The following is a 20,415-nucleotide window of genomic DNA, read 5'->3' as shown; positions in this document are numbered from 1 at the left end:
AAAAGAGTCCTATTATAGGGCTCTTTTGCATTTTTATCTTTAATGATGTTAAGTTGAGTTTCTGAAAAAAACTGATGATTTTTCTTACTATTTGTTAAAGAAGGTGTATAACCGTATAAAACTGGCAAGCCGTTGGTGAATTTGTCAATCGAATACGTTTATTTGCATTTTAAAACTTGGATCGCAGTTAAAGTACACTTCGCTTTCACCTCAAGGCACAAGTGCGACATGATGTAAGATAACGTTAAATGTCATTGGAATTGGGAAAGCGAGGGAAATGCTTTCATAAGTTATGCCTCCTATTTATGAACACATACTAAAGGCAAATGGAATTGCTATTGAAAGGGGGATAACTAATGAAGAAACCAAAAAATGAATTTATGTTAAACGAAAGAATTGAGGCTGTAGAAGAGTTTTCCCAAGAGCTAACAAATGGCTTGGATAATCCATTAATGGAAGCGTATGAAGCTTTATCCGAACAAGATACAGAAGTGAAAAATGAGAAATCCCGTCAAAAAAGGTAAACTTTTTTATCGAGCGCTTGTTCTATGTTTAAATAGAGATAAGAAGGAAAAAATGTTGTTAGATTTAATAAAAAAGAGCCTATCGTGTGTAGTATAATGTCCCCTTACTGGCTTTGGTGTTACGAAAAAGGTGTTAGGATTTTATGCGAGGATGTTTCATATATAGCGGTAGGCTAATTTTTTTTGAGGAGGAGAAACAATGAGTATTACTTTTTATCAATATCCTAAGTGTGGCACTTGCAGAAAAGCAAAGAAATGGTTAGATGACAACGGGATATCCTATGAAGATGTCCACATTGTAGACAATCCCCCATCCAAGGAAGAGCTGAAAAGTTTTTATGAGAAAAGCGGATTAGAATTAAAAAAATTCTTCAATACAAGTGGAAAAAAATATCGTGAACTAGGCTTAAAGGATAAAGTGAAGACAGCATCTGAAGAAGAGCTCCTTGATATATTAGCGTCAGATGGCATGTTAATGAAACGTCCAATAGTAACCGATGGTGAAAAAGTGACGGTCGGCTTCAAAGAAGAAACATTTGATTCTACATGGAAGTAAGCCTTTTCATATAATATGGTTGCCCATCATTATCGATATGTAATATAGTTAAGGAGAAGGCTTTTACTGAACTGCTGGTACATAAGATTTGGGCGTGAAACAGTTCAAGAGTCAATGAAGGTTCAGATTGAATAATGGAGGGATTTAAGATGAATTTACCAAAGGATTTTAAGTATTCCGAAGAACATGAGTGGGTAAAAACGGAAGACGGCAAAGTACGTATCGGGATTACAGACTTTGCACAATCAGAACTAGGTGACATCGTATTCGTTGAGCTACCAGAAGTAGGTGACGATATTGAAGCAGACGAGCCATTTGGTAGTGTTGAGTCTGTAAAAACTGTCTCTGAGCTTTACGCACCAATTAGCGGAAAAGTTGTAGAAATTAATGAAGAGCTTGAAGATTCTCCTGAGTTTGTAAACGAATCACCATATGAAAAAGCATGGATGATCGTTGTTGAACCATCTGACAATTCAGAAATGGACAACCTCATGACAGCTGAACAATACGAAGAAATGACTAGTGAAGACTAATCAATAAAAGAGCAAAGGGACCTTGTCCCTTTGCTTTTTCAATACCAAAAAAGTTCACAGACCTGGGTACGTACAATTTTGTTGAATGTATTGAATTTTCAGTGGTTTTGTTGTATATTTATTGGTTTTCTAATAATTTTGGCTTGTGCAATGTATTTGATGGTTTATTATACAAGGCATAGTTGTTCGATATTTTTCTCATCCTAATAACGAAGGAGGGGTGAGATATATGGCAAACAAGCACACGAATGACGAGGTCTATCATAAAATGGGTGATGATGTAAAGCATCCGACGGTCGATAAACGTTTTGTTAATGATGCAACAAATCACGAACCTAAATCTCATGTTGAATTGAACAATAGCCAAGACGGTGAAAAATGCGTATGTGAAAGTGATCTAAAGAAAGGCGAGTCAAAGCGGGAAAGCCAAAACCATGATTATCAGTATGAGTTTGGCGAGGAATTTGAGTTGGATAAAACGAAATTTAATAAAGATGGCGAACGTAAGATACAACAGCCTAAATCCTATGTTGAAGGCTGTGACATGGGCTGGTGTTAATGCACGGGGAAACCCCCGTGTTTTTTTATACTTTTAAAAAGGATAAAATTTTAACGTTGGGGTTTACTCGCCGTAGAGGAAATTTTTATTTTTATTAGGTTTACTAACTAAAAGCGAAATGCTCTGTTGCTATGCCTGTTCTAAATCAGATGCCGAAACAACGGCTATCTTTTCTCCACTCAATATCTATAGATGGTTTTTCTTATAGTTGGGGTCAAAGTCGCTTTTCTGGACGGAGTTTTGTTTTATATGTTTCTTATCAAGCATATGAATACTCTGGGATTATCATAAAGCCTGAAGAACGGCTTCATTTTAAAGGAGAACAACTTTACAATTTCATGTAAGGAATTAAAGGAGCGGTAGAATCAAGAATAAAAGCCGTACTGGGAGTGAATGAAAGAGAATAGACCACAACTAAAGTGAAAAAACTCTTTGCAAATTCTGAATCTTCGTATATCATTGTTATTTAGAGAGTCGAAATATTCAACTAAACAGTCATTTTTGCCTAGACTACATACTTTTCAAAAGCCTCTCTATTAATTTATAACGATTAAATCATCATGGTCTTCGAACCTGGTGATTTTTATTTGGAAGGAGTCCTCACCTTGGGAAGAATTATTGGTGACTGGTCTGATCAATTTAAAGGTTACAACAAAAATGTCCGTCTTTTTTTAGTAAGCTCCATACTTGCACATATCGGTATGGGTATTTTTATGATCATTTATAATTATTACATTCGAGAATTAGGGTATGATGATCAAATGAATGGTAGTGTCATTGCCTTTCAATCGATGGCGACAGCACTCCTTCTACTACCGGCTGGAATATTAAGTGACAGAATTGGCAGGAAAAAACTCATTTTCGTTGGCGCAGTATTTGCAGCGTCTAGTTTATTTTTAAGGGCGATATTATCGCTAGAAGTTCTCTTACTTGGTACAGCGTTTATGACAGGGATGTTTATGGCTTTTATCCAAGTTTCTTCGATTCCTCTTCTGGCAGAAAACTCGACAGAAAAACAACGAGTCCACCTGTTTAGTTTTAACTTTGCGATTATCATGGTGGCAAATGTCATTGGTAATACACTTGGAGGAACATTAAGCGACTTTTTTAATTACATCGTTGGTTTTAATACACTGTGGAGCATTCGGCTTACGTTATTAATTGGGGCAGGCTTCTTTTTTGCAGCGCTCATTCCTATTTTAAAAATTAGAGAAGATCGTAAACTTACGGATAAATCAGACGGGAATAGGTCCTTTAAAAAATTATTTAACACACATAAACAAGGGATTAAGATCATTCTTTTATTTGCCGTTGCACAAATTTTAATTGGTTTTGGTTCAGGGCTTGTGATCCCGTATTTAAACCTATATTTTGTAGACAGGTTTGATATTTCGCATTCACTTGTTGGGATCATCATTTCAGCAGGGCAAGGGATGACCGCTATCGCTCTTCTCATCGGTCCTGCCGTTGTGAAAAAAGTCGGTGAAGTCAATGCGGTCGTCATCTTACAGCTATTGTCGATTCCGTTTTTATTAATTACAGCTTTTACTGAAAATATTTATTGGGCTGTATTTGGTTTTCTATTCCGGCAAGCTTTAATGAACGCAGGAAACCCAATTCAAATGTCACTTATGATGCGAAGTGTTGACGATTCGATCAAAGGACTTGCAAATTCCGTCGGGCAAGCTGTTTTCCAGCTCGGTTGGGCTGTGATGGGTCCAGTTTCAACGACGATCGTCATGGTATATGGCTCATACTCAGGATACGCGATCGTTTTTTCAATTACTGGAGCCCTCTATGTCATTGGAACCGTCTATTTCTTCATTGTTTTCCGAAAGCCCCTTCCGAAATCAGAAAATCTATCAAGAACTGTTGCAGGATAGAGGAAAATAAGAGGAGGAAGTGGAATAAGTTTACAAGGAAATAAGTAAAAAGGCGGGGATAAATTGAAAGAGGTAATTAATGAATTCATAAATCGAGTCCGAGAAAAAGACGCGCTCCAAAAGTTAATGATGAATCGTGTATTAACTGTTTCTTTCAATAATGAACAGGAACTCTGTTATTTAATGGTCGATAACAATTTGTTAAAAATTGTGAGTGGGCTTGATTGCGATAGTCATGTTATCATTGAAGGCAGTGAAGATGATCTAAAAGAATTATTGTACGGTGAGGACTTCCTACTATCTATGAAAAAACGAGAAGACCTGAAAGTAAAAGGGAAGTTAAAAGACTTGTTATTAATAGAATCTTTATTTTATTTGGCAAATACTTCTGATCGAAAAGGTAGGAAACATGTTGACAGTAAAATCGGTTAATGATAATATCCTACTTAACTGATTTAATGAGTTAAATAATTAAAAACAAATTCTCTTATCCAGAGAGGCGGAGGGACTGGCCCGATGAAGCCCGGCAACCACAATGAAAATTGGAAGGTGCCAATTCCAACAAAGCAGATAACTGCTTTGAGAGATGAGAGAAAGGTTTTTCAGTCTTGATATTGGAAACCTTTCAGCTCGTCTTATTGCGCTGAAAGGTTTTTTGTTTTCTATCTTGATTTGAGTATTAAATAGAAAACGACAACAGAGTCTAGAAGCGAAAAGAAAAAAGCTGAGTTTAGTTTATCAATCGGAGACTAAGTGCAGTGAAATAATCATAGATGTTTTAAACCTAGTAATCATATGAGATTAATAAATATATTAGTTAGGTTTATAGAAAGTGAGGCTTATTCAAATGATCTCGTTATCAAAATTGGTGAAAACCTTCAATACGAGGGACGGCAAAGTAACAGCTGTAGATCATATTGACTTGACGATCGAAAAAGGAGAAATCTTTGGGATCATCGGATACAGTGGTGCAGGTAAAAGTACATTAATTCGACTTTTAAATATGTTAGAGGCACCAACTTCTGGTGAAGTCTCTGTTGCCGATAAAAACATGAACAATCTCTCAAAAAAAGAATTAAGAAATGCACGACAAGAGATTGGGATGATTTTTCAACATTTTAATTTATTATGGTCACGTACTGTAAAAGAAAACATTGCATTCCCGCTTGAGATCAAAGGCGTTCCTAAAAAAGAACGTGACAACCGAGTGAATGAATTAATCGAGCTTGTTGGCTTAAGCGGACGTGGAGGATCCTATCCATCACAATTAAGTGGCGGGCAAAAACAACGAGTTGGTATTGCTAGGGCGCTCGCAAATAATCCGAAAGTGTTGCTCTGTGATGAAGCAACTTCTGCATTAGACCCGAAAACAACAGAATCGATCTTGGATTTACTCGTTGACATTAATGAGAAGCTAGGCTTAACAATTGTTCTTATTACTCATGAAATGCACGTCATTCGAAAAATTTGCCACCGCGTAGCAGTGATGGAAGATGGTCAAATTGTGGAACAAGGAAACGTTCTTGATATTTTTAAAAAGCCGAAAGAACACATGACAAAAGAATTTGTTAAGCAAGTGACCGAGCCAGAAGAAACAGAAGAGGCAATCCGTCATTTATTTTCAGAAAATGGCATTCACACCGTCCTTCAGCTTACTTTTGTTGGAGGCGATGCGAAGAAGCCACTTATCAATGATCTCATCAGGTCATATGATGTCACCGTTAATATATTGCAAGGAAAAATTAGTCAAACGCAAAACGGCCCATATGGTTCACTATTTATTAGTGTCGATGGGGCGCAAGAAGAGTTAAATAAAGTCAAAGACTTTATACGTAACCAAGATGTAGAAGTGGAGGTGATCCACGGTGATTAATTTCTTACTCGGAAACATTTTGCTCTTTCCAAATGTGAATTGGGAAAGAATGTGGGATGCGACGTTAGAAACCGTTTATATGACAGTCATTGCCTTAGCATTAACTTTTTTAATTGGTGTGATCTTAGGGTTACTGCTCTTTTTAACAGGCAAAGGCAATTTATTAGAAAATAAAGTGGTTCATGCAATTATAGGTGCCTATGTCAATGTGACAAGGTCCATCCCATTTATTATTTTAATTGTTTTACTCATTCCCTTTACGATAGCGATATTAAAAACATTTTTAGGACCTTCTGCAGCATTACCGGCATTAATCATCGGTTCTGCACCGTTCTATGCAAGGTTAGTTGAAATTGCCTTTCGTGAAATAGATAAAGGGGTCATTGAAGCTTCAAAAGCAATGGGGGCTTCGAACTGGCAAATTATTTATAAAGTCTTATTACCAGAATCCATGCCAGCACTGATCTCAGGATTAACAGTAACAGCGATTGCTCTTGTCAGTTATACAGCAATGGCTGGAGTTATCGGAGCTGGGGGTCTCGGTGATCTCGCTTTCCGGGAAGGATTCCAAAGAAGTCGACATGATGTAACACTAATGGCAACAATTCTTATTTTAGTGATTGTCTTTATTCTTCAAATTATCGGCGATCGCGTAACAAATAAACTAGATAAAAGATAAAAAGATGGGGGTATTATTAATGAAAAAATTTATGTTGAAACTTGGAGCAGTGGTATTATCAGTAGGTTTATTAGCAGCTTGTGGAGCAGGTGAAGCAGAACAATCAACAGGTGATAATGGAGAAACAGTTGAGACGTCATTATTAACAGTAGGAGCTTCAAACGTGCCGCATGCGGAAATCCTAGAGTTTGCAGAACCGTTATTAGAGGAAGAAGGAATTGAGTTAGAGGTTGTCCCTTTTAATGATTATGTATTGCCGAACCAAGCACTAGATTTAGGTGAGCTTGATGCAAACTACTTCCAGCACGTACCTTATTTAGAGTCACAAATTGCAGAGCACGACTATGACTTTGTGAATGCAGGTGGAATTCATATCGAGCCAATCGGTATATATTCTCAAGACTACACAAGCTTAGATGAATTACCTGATGGAGCGAGCATTTTAATGAGTGACTCTGTTGCTGACCATGGGCGTATTTTATCAATGCTTGAAGAAGAAGGGTTGATCACTCTTGAAGATGGTGTTGGCATTAATGCAACATTAGATGACATTGCAGAAAACCCAAGAGATTTTGATTTCCAAGCAAATGTCGAAGCGGCATTACTCCCGACAGCGTACCAAAACAATCAAGCAGATGCGATTTTAATTAACTCTAACTATGCGTTAGATGCAGGTTTAAATCCATTAGAGGACGCGATTGCAACAGAAACAGCTGATTTAGATAACCCTTATGTTAACGTCATTGCTGTTCGCAGTGGAGACGAAGCTGACGAGCGTATCAACACATTAGTAGAGATTTTACGATCTGAAGAAGTACAAGACTATATCATCGAAACGTATGACAATGCAGTGGTACCTGTTTCAGAATAAAAATTAAGTTGAATGGTATTTTGTAAAAGTGGGGAAGAAGTTACGAAACTCGTGAATAAAGAGCTTCAACTATTTCTAATATTTTTATGAAAACAACAGTCACACTTTGTTTTAGAGAACATATGCTATAAATTACAACCTTTATCAAGCCGCAATGCCTGGGTTTCCCTCGGTCATTGCGGTTTTTCTTAAGAATCTGAATCAATTTCATAACTCAAAATATGATGCGGAATTCCGAATGATGAGTGTGAACTTCACTTCAGACGGACGCTTTCCCGAGCGCTTGTCTTCAGCTAACTTAGTCTCAACAACTCTTCGCCTAAGTGGATCTTCAGACTGCGCTTATACTCCGGGAGTCGCCGTCTTTTGTTACGTTCACTTCAAAATAAAACGTAGATTTAATGAAATATTTATCATATCATTCGTTTCACTGCGCAAAAACGTAATTATGAAATTCATTCATCTATATAAAGTTTTTGCTAAGAAGATACTCGGCGTAGTAAAAGGTTTTACGTGTGGAGTATAAGCGCAACTACGGTTTTCCCAACACATGTAGGCTAGGCAATCGCCGAGTTTTCTTTATTTTACAACTTACCTTTCCAAGCGACTGGTATATAGTAAAGCTCTCCCTCATTCTCTCCATAAGAACTTCACTAAGTTCTAACATAATTCCAAATGCACTAGTTAATAATATAGAAGTGAAAATTTTTCAATGAACCTAGGAGGGAATGGATGTATGGAACATCAAGAAATGTCACCAATTCATCAAGCGCTTTATGATTATAAAGCAGGCTTTGCACAGTTTAGCGAGCAAATGCCGCAGGTTGCAGATAAATACGCAGAGTATACAGAATCCTGCTTTGCGGAAGGGAAATTGTCAGCAAAAGAAAAACAGTTAATTGCTCTTGGGATGAGTTTAAATGCTCAAGATGAATATTGTATTATTTATCATACAAAAGGCTGTTTAGAACAAGGATGCTCACAAGATGAAATTTTAGAAGCTGTAGCTGTTACCGGAGCATTTGGAGGAGGAGCAGCAATGAGTCAAGGTTTTACTCTTGTTGAACAATGTTTGCAAGAGTTTGATGGGCAAACACATTAAATGGTGATTTGGAAAACATATGGTAAGCGCAATTTCAAAAACAGAGGATAACGTTGTAATTAGTGGATATTGTATAGATGAATCGGTTGAAATCGTCAGATGGTAATGAGAGTTAATATATCCTTTCATAAGAGAACAAATCAACATTGGGAGATTTCCTGTCAAGTGTTATGATTAATCACGTAGAAAAAATTGATTGAAATTTTACATCTCCCTTACTTACATGGCGTGAGTTAGTGGACAGTGTAAGGTTTTGATCCAAAAAAATTGAAAGGATCGTGATTCATTATCCATCAGATTCAGACGAACTATACGACTGAGATGGAGAAAGCAATGTACCAATCATACGGAATTGGGTATGAGGAGTACAACCGAAATCTTGATAATCGTATGAAAGTTGAAACTGAAAGAGAGAAGGACCATCAACGATCAATAGCTATCGTATCTGAGCATCGTCGACAAATACACACGTAAAGATATAAAGTTAGAACGAAGAAAAAAATAATTGGCCGGAAGGAGGGAGCTCCTTTTCGGTCAATTTTCATTTATATACGATCGGTCCTAAAGAATCACGGACGGTTAACGGCTATTCTCATAGGGGGTGGTGACTCAGGTGGTGATTACAAACGTAGCTTCGAATGTTACGGCGAACCAGATTACTTCAAGTAACTTAAGGCGCAGAACGTCATTTAGCCGAAGTTTGGTAACACTATTTGGTGTTGAGCTATGTGGATTAAATGAAAAAAGGCTGTCCTAATTAAGATTCATTCTCAATTACACCTCAAAAACAGGTGGGAATTGAGAATGGTAAAGTGGTGGGGGGGGGTTGTTTTTTATAAGGAATGGAAAGAACATGCATAATTCATGATTAATTTTACAAAAACTATTGTGAAATATAGAGCAGCTTTCATAAAAACAGATAGATTATACATAGTTTTTCTCGAAGAAAACATTAAAAAAGGAAAAACAAAAGAATAACCGTTTTTCCTTGAACTGAAATTTCATTTGATATAAGATTGTAATGAGAATAGATTGAGAATGGACGGAACTTCCAGTAACGTCAATCTTACCACGTTTGTTTTAAAACGTGCAAAAAAATAAATGGAGGTTGAAATCAATGACAGCACCTAACTTAAAGGTAGAAGATCTTCATGTATCAATTGAAGATAAAGAAATCTTAAAAGGATTTGGAATCGAAGTAAAAGGCGGAGAAATTCACGCAATTATGGGACCAAACGGAACGGGTAAATCTACGCTCGCTTCTGCTTTAATGGGACATCCTAAATATGAAGTAACAAGCGGCAATGCAAGTTTCAATGGTGAAGATTTATTTGAAATGGAAGTTGATGAGCGTGCACGTGCAGGCCTATTTTTAGCAATGCAATATCCAAGTGAAATTAGTGGTGTAACAAATGCAGATTTCATCCGTTCTGCAATCAATGCAAATCGTGAAGAAGGCGATGAAATTTCACTAATGAAGTTCATTCGTAAAATGGATGACAAAATGAATACATTAGATATGGATGACTCTTTCCAACACCGTTATTTAAATGAAGGTTTCTCTGGCGGTGAGAAAAAGCGTAACGAAATTCTTCAATTAATGATGTTAGAACCAAAAATTGCAATCCTTGATGAAATTGATTCAGGGTTAGATATTGACGCATTAAAAGTCGTTTCAAAAGGTATTAATGAACTTCGTAGCGATGACTTCGGTTGCTTAATCATTACTCACTATCAGCGTTTACTTAACTACATTAAACCTGACTTTGTTCACGTAATGATGCAAGGACGTATTGTGAAATCTGGTGGACCAGAATTAGCTGAGCGTTTAGAAGCAGAAGGTTACGATTGGATTAAGGAAGAGCTAGGAATCGAAGACGAAACAGTAGGTCAAGAATAATACGCGGCTTGAATGAGGAGGAATAAAGATGACAGCGGAAACAACAAAATTTCCAGTGGATCTAGATCACGTAAGAAGCTTCTCTAAAGACCGCAATGAGCCAGAATGGTTAGCGAATTTACGTGTTTCGTCTTTAGAGAAAGCAGAAAGCTTGGAATTACCGAAGCCAGATAAAACAAACATTACGAAGTGGAATTTCACTTCATTTGATTTAAATGCAAATGTTACTGGTGACGGAAACTTTGAAAGCCTATCAGATGTTGTAAAAGGACTTGTCGGTGAAGAAGAAAAAATTCAAACACTCATCGCACAAAAAAATGGTGTGACAACGTTTGAGAAGCTTCACGAAGAACTGTCTTCAAAAGGGGTCATTTTCACAGATATCGAAACAGCAGTAAAGGAACATAGTGAGCTTGTCGAGAAGTACTTTATGAAAGAAGCTGTGTTATCTGATGAGAACCGTCTAACTGCTATGCATGCAGCATTAGTAAACGGAGGAACTTTCCTTTACGTTCCGAAAAATGTTGAGGTTGAAGTCCCATTACAAGCGGTATACGTGCAAGAAGGAAGCTTCGGGCTTTTCAACCACGTGTTAATCGTTGCAGAAGAAAATAGTTCTGTCACATATATTGAAAACTATTTAACAGAAGGAGAATCAACTGAAACTGTTTCAAACATCGTTGCAGAAGTTTATGCAGCTGATGGTGCACGTGTGAACTACGGTGCTGTTGATAACTTCGCTGATAAAGTAACAACGTATGTAAACCGTCGTGCACAAGTTGATGGTCGTGATGCACAAGTTTATTGGTCCTTAGGCCAAATGAATGATGGGGACACAGTATCTGAGAATACGACGTATCTTGTAGGAGAAGGTTCTTATGCAGATACAAAAACCGTTTCAATTGGTCGTGGAACTCAGAAACAAAACTTTACAACAAATATCATCCATTGGGGTAAAAACTCTGACGGGCAAATTTTAAAGCATGGTGTAATGAGAGAACAAGCAAGCTCAATCTTTAACGGGATCTCAAAGATTGAACATGGTGCAACGAAAGCAAACGGTGAGCAAACAGAGCGTGTCTTAATGTTAAGTGAAAAGGCTCGAGGTGATGCAAACCCAATTCTCTTAATCGATGAAGATGATGTAACTGCAGGCCACGCTGCTTCTGTTGGTAAAATCGATCCTTTGCAAATGTTTTACTTGATGAGCCGAGGTATTTCTCGTAACGAAGCAGAGCGGTTAGTTATTCATGGATTCCTTGCTCCAGTTGTTAACGAGCTTCCAATTGAATCGGTAAAAGAACGCTTGATTGAGGTTATAGAAAGGAAAGTATACTAATGAATGTTCAAGAAGTCCGTAAAATGTTCCCGATTTTAGATCAACAAGTAAATGGAAAACCTTTAGTGTATCTTGACAGTGCAGCAACTTCTCAAAAGCCAAAGCAAGTCATTGATAAAATTGATGACTATTATCGTCGTTATAATTCGAACGTTCACCGTGGTGTGCATACATTAGGAACCTATGCGACAGATGGATATGAAGGGGCTAGAGAGAAAGTTCGTGCTTTCATTAAGGCAAAAAGCACAGAAGAAATTATATTTACTCGTGGAACAACAACAGCAATTAATTTAGTTGCATCGAGTTACGGACGGGATAACTTGGGGCCAGAAGATGAGATCGTCATTACCCCAATGGAACATCATAGTAATATTATTCCATGGCAGCAAGTTGCGAGAACTACGGGTGCAACGTTAAAGTACATCCCTCTTCAAAAAGATGGTACGATTGATTTAAAAGATGTTGAGGAAACTGTAACTGACAAGACGAAAATCGTCTCAGTCATGCACGTTTCAAATGTACTTGGTTCAATTAATCCGGTAAAAGAAATCGCAAAAGTTGCTCATAAAAACGGTGCAGTCATGGTTGTTGATGGAGCTCAAAGTGTTCCACATATGAGTGTAGATGTGCAAGACCTTGATTGTGATTTCTACGCATTTTCTTCACATAAAATGTGCGGTCCTACTGGAGTCGGTGTTTTATACGGGAAGAAAGAACACTTAGAAAAAATGGAACCGGTAGAATTTGGTGGAGAAATGATCGACTTTGTTGGTCTGTATGAGTCAACGTGGAAAGAGCTACCATGGAAATTTGAAGGTGGAACACCTATTATTGCCGGTGCGATTGGCTTAGGTGAAGCGATTGATTTCCTCAATGAAATCGGTATGGATAATATTTTGGAGCACGAACATAAGCTAGCTCAGTATGCAATTTCCAGATTAGCTGAAATTGATGGAGTCGAGGTTTATGGCCCAAAAGAGCGTGCAGGGGTTGTAACGTTCAACTGTGACGACGTTCATCCACATGATGTTGCTACCGTATTAGATGCTGAAGGTGTTGCTGTAAGAGCTGGTCACCATTGTGCTCAACCATTAATGAAATGGTTGGACGTAACAGCAACAGCAAGAGCTAGCTTTTATTTATATAACACAGAAGAAGATGTTGATGCATTTGTAAATGCATTAATAAAAACAAAGGAGTATTTCGGAGATGTCTTTGGGTAATCAACTCGACACATTGTATCGTCAAGTGATCATGGATCATTATAAAAATCCGCGAAACCGTGGAGAGCTAGAAGGCGAATCATTAAACATCAACATGAATAATCCGACTTGTGGCGACCGTATTCAGCTTCAAATGAAAGTTGAAGATGGGAAAATTGCTGAGGCGAAATTCGTTGGCGAAGGTTGTTCGATCAGCTTGTCATCGGCTTCGATGATGACACAAGCAGTTAAAGGGTTATCTGTTGAAGATGCTCTTAAGCTTTCCGAAATCTTTTCAAAAATGATGCAAGGGAAAGACTTTGATGAAGGAGACTTTGATCTTGGTGATATTGAAGCATTACAAGGTGTATCAAAGTTCCCAGCGAGAATTAAATGTGCCACACTTGCTTGGAAAGCAATGGAGAAAGGCCTTAATGAATAATTTGTAAGATTCAAGGATCAATGTGTATAAATGAACTTCCTATATATGAATAAATAATAATTATTAACGTATACCATCTTGGTTTTTACTACCTCGGTATTGTAAAATAAGAGTATAGACCTTTTAGCCATAGAAGACTTCCCTTTATGGCTGGGAGCAAGTTGGCGGAAGTTTATAAAAGTGCGCATATGCTTGTATGTTTGTAGAATTTTTAAGGGAGGGTTTTTCATGGCAAAAAAAATGCCAGATATCGGCGAATATAAATACGGGTTTTCCGATAAAGACGTGTCGATTTTCCGTTCTAAAAAAGGGTTAACGAAGGAAATCGTTCAGGAAATTTCTAGTATGAAGGAAGAGCCGCAATGGATGTTAGATTTCCGTATGAAATCACTTGAACAGTTTTATAAAATGCCAATGCCACAATGGGGCGGCGATTTATCTGAGTTAAACTTTGATGACATTACGTATTACGTAAAACCATCAGAAAAGTCTGAGCGTTCTTGGGATGAAGTTCCTGAAGAAATTAAAAACACGTTCGACAAACTTGGAATTCCTGAAGCTGAGCAAAAGTACCTTGCAGGTGTTTCTGCACAGTATGAATCAGAGGTAGTATACCACAATATGCAAGAAGATCTTGAAGAGCAAGGAATTATCTTTAAAGATACAGATACAGCATTAAAAGAAGATGAAGAAGTCTTCAGAGAGCATTTCGGTACAGTGATCCCGCCTACAGATAACAAATTCGCAGCACTAAACTCTGCAGTATGGTCAGGTGGATCATTCATCTACATTCCAAAAGGAGTTAAGACAGAAACGCCATTACAAGCGTACTTCCGTATTAACTCGGAAAATATGGGTCAGTTCGAGCGTACGTTAATTATTGCAGACGAAGACAGTTCAGTACACTATGTTGAAGGGTGTACAGCACCTGTTTATACAACAAACTCACTTCACAGTGCGGTTGTTGAAATCATCGTTAAAAAAGACGCATATTGCCGTTATACAACGATTCAAAACTGGGCACCGAACGTATTCAACTTAGTAACGAAGCGTGCTGTAGCTGAGGAAAACGCAACAATGGAATGGGTTGACGGTAACATCGGTTCTAAGTTAACGATGAAATATCCAGCGATCATTATGAAAGGTCGCGGAGCACGTGGTAATGTTCTTTCCATTGCGATTGCTGGTAAAGGGCAGCACCAAGATGCGGGAGCAAAGGCTTTACACTTAGCTCCAGATTGTTCTTCTACAATCGTTTCAAAATCCATCTCAAAACAAGGTGGTAAAGTAACGTATCGTGGAATTTGCCACTTCGGTCGTAAGTCAGAAGGGTCTAAATCAAAAATTGAATGTGATACGTTAATTATGGATAACGAGTCTACTTCAGACACAATTCCTTACAACGAGATCTTCAATAACGATATTACGCTTGAGCACGAAGCGACAGTATCTAAAGTTTCAGAAGACCAACTGTTCTATCTAATGAGCCGTGGTGTTTCTGAACAAGAAGCAACAGAAATGATCGTAATGGGCTTTATTGAACCATTTACGAAAGAGCTTCCGATGGAATATGCTGTTGAGATGAACCGACTAATTAAGTTCGAAATGGAAGGTTCTATTGGATAATAAAGGAAATAAAACGAGTTCAGATGTCAATCTGAACTCGTTTTTTTCATGATCATAAGGGTGTTGAGGTGGATGGAATGTATCGCACTTTACAAAGTATTTTACCAATAATAAACCGGTCCATATGAATAATAATACGGCGGATATGGGTGAGGGAATGGTGGATAGTAGTAATATGGTGGGAACAGTGCACTGCCTAAAAGGCCGCCTAATACACCACCGATAAAAGGCGCTGGATAGTATGGTCTTCTACCATGGTATGGAGGTCTTCTGCCTGGACGTCCTGCCACAAACACTCGTTCATCTTGTTCTTCGGGGTTCATTTCAATATGTGAAGAATCTTGATACACACGTATTCCTCCTTCATAATAATAAAGTGGTTATTTTTCATAAACCTATTAGTGATTACACCTCAACGTATGCATTAGATATTTGTCCCGGAAAGGTAAATGCCTAACTTTGCATCGATTTTTGTTTGAGACAATATACAGTAGAAATAAGAAATAAACGATCATAAAAGGAGAGGAGTTCAATGATCCAAATCGGCCTAACAGGCTGGAGAGACCATGAATCATTATATGAATATGGTTCATCCCAAGATAAGCTCTCCATTTATGCCGGCCACTTTCCAATTGTTGAATTAGACGCCTCTTTCTATGCGATCCAACCAGCTAGAAATATTGAAAAATGGATGAAAGATACACCAGATAATTTTCAATTTGTAGTAAAAGCGTATCAAGGAATGACAGGACACCAAAGAGGGGATATCCCGTTCTCTTCAAAAAAAGAAATGTTTCATGCGTTTTTAGAATCAATCAAACCATTAAAAGAAAATGGGAAGTTAGCAATGACCTTATGTCAATTTCCTCCTTGGTTTTCGTGTAAAAAGGAACATGTCGATTATTTACGTTATTGCCGCGAATGGTTTAAAGACGAGGACGTTGCCCTTGAATTCCGTCATCGTTCATGGTTTGAGGACGTTTATTATGAAAAGACGCTTCATTATATGAAAGAAGCAGGATGGATTCACAGTATCTGTGATGAACCACAAGCTGGTGAACGTTCAATTCCTTTTGTCCCTGTAGTAACAACGAAGGATAAAACGTTAGTACGCTTTCATGGACGTAATATTTATGGATGGAATAAGCCAGCAAATGGCCAAGAGTGGCGTGATGTGAGATATTTATATGATTATAACGATGAAGAACTAGAACATTTAGCGAAGGAAATACAACGAATATCGAAAGATACTCAAAATTGCTATGTTGTCTTTAATAATAATTCAGGTGGGCATGCAGCGGGGAACGCAAAAGCGTTTATTCATAAATTAGGTATTCAGTACGAAGGGTTAGCACCTCGACAGTTAGGTTTATTTGATTGATAATAGAGAATGGAAAACGATAATAAATGAATGCTCTGTTAAAGCTTAGTGTTCTTTATCAACGAAGAAACTTAACAGCGCCAAATGAAAAATAGAAAGAAGGCATTTTTATGGAGTGGGTTTTATTACTGCTGCTCGGTTTAATTGCAGCAATTTTAGGAAGTATTATGGGGTTAGGCGGGGGAATCATTATTGTACCTGCGCTTATGATTTTAAGTAGCTATACAGCGATCTTAGAAGGGATTACGCCTCAAGTTGCAGTTGGTACATCTTTATTAGTCATGATTTTTACAGGGCTTTCTTCCACATTAGCTTATATGAAACAAAAGAAAGTGGATTATCAAAGTGGAGTAATCTTTTTTATTGGTAGTGGTCCAGGAGCTTTATTCGGCGTATGGTTGAATAAAGATATGAACACGGATGCATTTTTAATTTTTTTCGGTGGATTTATTATTATCGTTTCTTTTATATTAATGGTTAGAAAATATGTGAAACCGTTGAAAAGAAAAGCAAAAGGGATCGAGAGAAGTTACATAAATGATCTTGGTGAAACAATCGAATATGGATTTCAGCCAGTAGTAGGGATTCTTATTGCTTTTGTTGTTGGAATGTGTTCTGGTCTTTTTGGAATTGGTGGAGGTTCATTAATGGTACCTGCAATGATCTTATTGTTTGGGTTCCCGGCACACTTAGCTGTAGCTACTTCAATGTTTTTAGTCTTTTTATCAGCAATTATTAGTTCGATATCTCATATTTCTTTAGGTAATGTGGATTGGCTTTATGCATTAGCGCTTATCCCTGGAGCGTGGTTAGGTGGACAAATAGGGGCGGCAATTAATAAACGAATGACGAGTGATGCTGTCGTTCATTTATTGAGAATCTTTTTAGTTATTATCGGAATTCGATTAATATATCAAGGAATTACTGGATCGTAAGCACAATTAAATTTACGACTGGATGTGAAATAATGTCTAAAAAGACGTTGAGAATTTTACATACGAATGATTTGCATAGTCAATTTGAAAATTGGCCTTCTGTTACCGCTTTGTTAAAAGAAAAAAAGGAAGAGGCGGTAAATGCAGGGGAAGAAGTACTTCTTTTTGATATCGGTGATCATGCAGACCGTGTTCATCCGATGACAGAGGGCTTACATGGTAAAGGAAATGTAAGCTTGTTAAACGATCTAAACTATGATGCGGTAACGATAGGAAATAATGAAGGAATGACTTTTGCAAAACAAGAACTAGATGAACTTTACGTAACGGCAAACTTTCCGGTTATTTTAAGTAATTTGTACGATGAAAACGGAAAACGTCCTAAATGGTGTAAACCTTATGATATTATTACGACCCCATCAGGTTTAAAGGTTGGTATTGCAGGTGTCACTGTCCCTTTTTATTTGTTTTATGAAACATTAGGTTGGAAAATTATCGATCCATTTGAGTCCATTGCAGAGACGGTAACAGAGTTGAAAGGGAAAACAGATTTGCTCATATGTTTATCTCATTTAGGTTTATTTGACGATGAGAAAATGGCGGAACAATTTCCGGAATTCGACCTAATATTAGGGGCTCACACGCACCATGTATTAGAGAGTGGTCAAAATCAAAAGGGCACATGGATTAATCAGTCTGGTAGGTCTGGGAAATTTATTGGAGATGTCCGTCTATCATATGAAAGAAGTGAAAATGGTATCGAGTGTATATCAACTTCTATTTCTTCTGTCCCTGTTGACCATGAAGTGAAAGATTTACAAACTGTCGAACGCTTAGAGCAATTAACAAATTTGGCCAAGGAAAAGCTTAGTAGAGAAGTAACTACGCTTTCAAAGCCATTAGAAATAAGCTGGTTCGAAGAGTCTGAATTTGCAAAACTGCTCGCCGAAACGTTGAAAGAATGGTGTGACGCAGACGTAGGCATGGTTAATGCTGGAGTATTACTAGATCGACTATCAGAAGGGCCAGTTACATACGAAGATCTACATAAAATCTGTCCACATCCAATTAATCCTGCGACAGTCATGATCTCAGGAGAAAAATTATTAGAGCTTATTCGACAAGCAAACAAAAAAGAAATGGTAGAATATAAATTAAGAGGTTTTGGATTTCGGGGAAAAATTTTAGGAACTTTAGTTTTTGACGATATAATCATTGATACAAATGCAAGTTATATTCAAGAGCGGGACGTATATGTCCAAGGAAAGCCATTAGATCGTCATAAAGAATATAAACTAGCAACAGTTGATATGTTTACTTTTGGCCATTTATATCCAATCATTAGCTCAATTGAAGAGAAAAGATACTTCATGCCGGAGTTATTACGTGATATTCTTGCATGGAAACTAAAGAGAATGGACCATTAATAGAACAAGCACCAATACCTAATTCGTGAATAAACTGTACATTGATAAACGAAAGAGGTGGGAACAATGGTAGAAGTAGTACCAATGTTTATTGAAGGAAAGCCTTTTACTGCAGTCAGTGTAGAGTTACCAAAAACGAATTTACTCGTTGTCACTAATGAACGAGGCTATATTATGTGTGGTGCGCTTGATGTCGCGTTACTAAACGACAAACTAAAAGACAGAAAAGTGTTAGCAGGTCGTGCAGTAGGTGTAAAAACAATCGAAGAATTAATTGAAGCCCCGCTTGAATCTGTTACACTTGAAGCAGAACAAAAAGGCATTTTTAAAGGGATGACTGGCAAAGAGGCATTGTTGAAGTTTTAACTCAACTAAAATAGGGAAAGTAAAGGGTCACATGTCGTCCGGCGGTCTTTAATGGCCGTCTTCACAAATAATCGGACAAGCATATTTATTAACAAAGGCGGGAAAGTTATGAGACTGCGTTCCATTTACTCAGTGGCAGAAAATGATATGTTAGCGAAGCCGATATTTAATGAACATGGACAAGTTCTTTTAAATACTGGTGTAAAATTAACAAATAATATCATAGGGCGAATGAAAAACAAAGGTGTATCGTTTGTTTATATTGATGATGATGAAACGTCAGATATCGTCGTTGATGAAGTTTTGGCTGAGAAAACAAAGCAAAAATCCATGCAAACGATCCAAAAGAACTTTGCTGAAATATCGAATAGCATGAAGCTTGGAAAATCAATTGATATGGATAAACTAAGCCCATCCTTCTCTTCGGTCGTCAAAAAAGTATTGGAAGATATTCATCAACACGATGAAGCAATTTCAATGCTTACTGATGCATACTGTTATGATTCTTATGTATTTGAACATTCGTTAAACGTGACGATCTATTCATTAGCTCTTGGAAAAAAGTACGGTTTGAGAGAGCAACAACTTGAAGAATTAGGCTTAGGTGCAATTTTACATGACATAGGAAAAATGGCGATACCACTTGAAGTTCTTAATAAGACGGAACCTTTATTAGATGAAGAGTTTCAACTCATTCAAGAGCATGCAAAAATAGGTTTTGATATGCTTCGTCAATCACATACGATCCCTCTATTAGCCGCACATTGTGCTTTCCAACATCATGAAAGGCTAGATGGCTCAGGATATCCGCGTGGTATTAAAGGAGATGACATTCACCTTTATGCAAAGATCATTGGAATAGTTGACGTTTTTGATGCCGTGACAGCTAACCGTGTATATAGAAAAGCGAAGCTGCCCCATGAAGGTTTGGAGCTATTATATTCTGGCGTGAATACGTTATTTGAAAAAGAAATGGTTGAGCAGTTTGCAAAAACCATTGCGATTTATCCAATCGGTCTCGAAGTGAAATTAAGCGATGGGCGTGAAGGTGTTGTAGCAAAGCAAAATGGTGAATTGACGTCAAGACCAGTGATAAAAGTGTTATATGAAAACGGGAAAAAAGTGACACCTTATGAAGTGAACTTGATGAAAGAACTAAACGTTACAATTACTTCATGTGAAGCAACGGTCTCTCAAGTTTCATAAAAGGTGTGTCG

General features: G+C 37.5%; 22 protein-coding genes and 1 riboswitch. Of the genes, 21 read left to right on the top strand and 1 reads right to left on the bottom strand.

The genetic code is table 11. The annotated features are described in order from the left end of the window. Positions 1-356 precede the first annotated feature (356 nt). The 16 genes from LGQ02_RS17435 (at position 357) to sufB (ending at position 15,089) form a co-directional block, all read left to right on the top strand. The gene (locus LGQ02_RS17435) at positions 357-524 is read left to right on the top strand and encodes a hypothetical protein (protein WP_226515584.1); all 168 of its coding nucleotides are present in this window, start codon (positions 357-359) and stop codon (positions 522-524) included. 199 nt (positions 525-723) lie between these two features. After that, on the top strand, positions 724-1,080 hold the full coding sequence (locus LGQ02_RS17430; protein ID WP_226515583.1) for an arsenate reductase family protein: 357 nt from the start codon (positions 724-726) through the stop codon (positions 1,078-1,080). Between the two features lie 149 nt (positions 1,081-1,229). Continuing rightward, entirely contained in the window at positions 1,230-1,613 is a 384-nt protein-coding gene (gcvH, locus tag LGQ02_RS17425) for a glycine cleavage system protein GcvH (RefSeq protein ID WP_226515582.1), read from the top strand. 229 nt (positions 1,614-1,842) lie between these two features. Beyond that, positions 1,843-2,172 (top strand): DUF2553 family protein, encoded by a 330-nt coding sequence (locus LGQ02_RS17420; RefSeq protein WP_226515581.1) that lies wholly within the window; start codon positions 1,843-1,845, stop codon positions 2,170-2,172. 605 nt (positions 2,173-2,777) lie between these two features. After that, positions 2,778-4,055: an MFS transporter gene (locus LGQ02_RS17415; RefSeq protein WP_226515580.1), complete on the top strand. Its 1,278-nt coding sequence runs from the start codon at positions 2,778-2,780 to the stop codon at positions 4,053-4,055. Between the two features lie 63 nt (positions 4,056-4,118). Then, the gene (locus tag LGQ02_RS17410) at positions 4,119-4,487 is read left to right on the top strand and encodes a hypothetical protein (RefSeq protein ID WP_226515579.1); all 369 of its coding nucleotides are present in this window, start codon (positions 4,119-4,121) and stop codon (positions 4,485-4,487) included. 52 nt (positions 4,488-4,539) lie between these two features. Beyond that, a riboswitch (SAM riboswitch) is annotated at positions 4,540-4,648 on the top strand. Positions 4,649-4,902: 254 nt separating this feature from the next. Further along, complete coding sequence (locus tag LGQ02_RS17405) at positions 4,903-5,928, top strand: methionine ABC transporter ATP-binding protein (protein WP_226515578.1); 1,026 nt, start codon at positions 4,903-4,905, stop codon at positions 5,926-5,928. A gap of 49 nt (positions 5,929-5,977) precedes the next feature. Continuing rightward, the gene (locus LGQ02_RS17400) at positions 5,978-6,607 is read left to right on the top strand and encodes a methionine ABC transporter permease (protein WP_226518362.1); all 630 of its coding nucleotides are present in this window, start codon (positions 5,978-5,980) and stop codon (positions 6,605-6,607) included. Between the two features lie 19 nt (positions 6,608-6,626). Continuing rightward, entirely contained in the window at positions 6,627-7,478 is an 852-nt protein-coding gene (locus tag LGQ02_RS17395) for a MetQ/NlpA family ABC transporter substrate-binding protein (protein WP_226515577.1), read from the top strand. A 736-nt stretch (positions 7,479-8,214) separates the two neighbouring features. Then, the gene (locus LGQ02_RS17390) at positions 8,215-8,580 is read left to right on the top strand and encodes a carboxymuconolactone decarboxylase family protein (protein WP_226515576.1); all 366 of its coding nucleotides are present in this window, start codon (positions 8,215-8,217) and stop codon (positions 8,578-8,580) included. A gap of 333 nt (positions 8,581-8,913) precedes the next feature. Then, entirely contained in the window at positions 8,914-9,054 is a 141-nt protein-coding gene (locus LGQ02_RS17385) for a YuzK family famiily protein (protein ID WP_226518402.1), read from the top strand. Positions 9,055-9,697: 643 nt separating this feature from the next. Then, positions 9,698-10,480 (top strand): Fe-S cluster assembly ATPase SufC, encoded by a 783-nt coding sequence (sufC, locus tag LGQ02_RS17380; RefSeq protein ID WP_226515575.1) that lies wholly within the window; start codon positions 9,698-9,700, stop codon positions 10,478-10,480. Positions 10,481-10,508: 28 nt separating this feature from the next. After that, positions 10,509-11,819, top strand: a complete 1,311-nt coding sequence (gene sufD, locus LGQ02_RS17375) for a Fe-S cluster assembly protein SufD (RefSeq protein WP_226515574.1) — start codon at positions 10,509-10,511, stop codon at positions 11,817-11,819. After that, on the top strand, positions 11,819-13,042 hold the full coding sequence (locus LGQ02_RS17370; RefSeq protein WP_226515573.1) for a cysteine desulfurase: 1,224 nt from the start codon (positions 11,819-11,821) through the stop codon (positions 13,040-13,042). The genes sufD and LGQ02_RS17370 overlap by 1 nt, the downstream gene beginning before the upstream one ends. Beyond that, complete coding sequence (sufU, locus tag LGQ02_RS17365; protein ID WP_226515572.1) at positions 13,029-13,463, top strand: Fe-S cluster assembly sulfur transfer protein SufU; 435 nt, start codon at positions 13,029-13,031, stop codon at positions 13,461-13,463. Before LGQ02_RS17370 ends, sufU begins: the two co-directional genes overlap by 14 nt. A gap of 228 nt (positions 13,464-13,691) precedes the next feature. Then, positions 13,692-15,089 carry a Fe-S cluster assembly protein SufB gene (gene sufB, locus LGQ02_RS17360; RefSeq protein ID WP_226515571.1) on the top strand — a complete coding sequence of 466 codons (1,398 nt, stop codon included), beginning with the start codon at positions 13,692-13,694 and terminating at the stop codon, positions 15,087-15,089. Between the two features lie 101 nt (positions 15,090-15,190). Here sufB and LGQ02_RS17355 read toward each other — a convergent pair whose 3' ends face one another. Then, positions 15,191-15,439: a hypothetical protein gene (locus LGQ02_RS17355; protein WP_319003486.1), complete on the bottom strand. Its 249-nt coding sequence runs from the start codon at positions 15,437-15,439 to the stop codon at positions 15,191-15,193. 182 nt (positions 15,440-15,621) lie between these two features. On the opposite strand from LGQ02_RS17355, the gene LGQ02_RS17350 reads away from it, so the two are divergent. The 5 genes from LGQ02_RS17350 to LGQ02_RS17330 all read left to right on the top strand — a co-directional run bounded on the left by LGQ02_RS17350 (position 15,622) and on the right by LGQ02_RS17330 (position 20,404). Beyond that, entirely contained in the window at positions 15,622-16,470 is an 849-nt protein-coding gene (locus tag LGQ02_RS17350; protein WP_226515570.1) for a DUF72 domain-containing protein, read from the top strand. A gap of 110 nt (positions 16,471-16,580) precedes the next feature. Then, the gene (locus LGQ02_RS17345; protein WP_226515569.1) at positions 16,581-17,405 is read left to right on the top strand and encodes a sulfite exporter TauE/SafE family protein; all 825 of its coding nucleotides are present in this window, start codon (positions 16,581-16,583) and stop codon (positions 17,403-17,405) included. A gap of 32 nt (positions 17,406-17,437) precedes the next feature. Then, positions 17,438-18,832 (top strand): bifunctional metallophosphatase/5'-nucleotidase, encoded by a 1,395-nt coding sequence (locus LGQ02_RS17340; protein ID WP_226515568.1) that lies wholly within the window; start codon positions 17,438-17,440, stop codon positions 18,830-18,832. A 66-nt stretch (positions 18,833-18,898) separates the two neighbouring features. Further along, positions 18,899-19,198 (top strand): YunC family protein, encoded by a 300-nt coding sequence (locus LGQ02_RS17335; protein ID WP_226515567.1) that lies wholly within the window; start codon positions 18,899-18,901, stop codon positions 19,196-19,198. A gap of 108 nt (positions 19,199-19,306) precedes the next feature. Further along, positions 19,307-20,404, top strand: coding sequence for an HD-GYP domain-containing protein (locus LGQ02_RS17330; RefSeq protein ID WP_226515566.1), 1,098 nt, complete (start codon positions 19,307-19,309; stop codon positions 20,402-20,404). Positions 20,405-20,415: the final 11 nt, after the last annotated feature.

The organism is Bacillus shivajii (assembly GCF_020519665.1).
Lineage (GTDB): Bacteria > Bacillota > Bacilli > Bacillales > Salisediminibacteriaceae > Bacillus_CA > Bacillus_CA shivajii.
The sequence above is the reverse complement of the archived record's forward strand: the minus strand, read 5'-3'. Positions and strand labels throughout refer to the sequence as shown.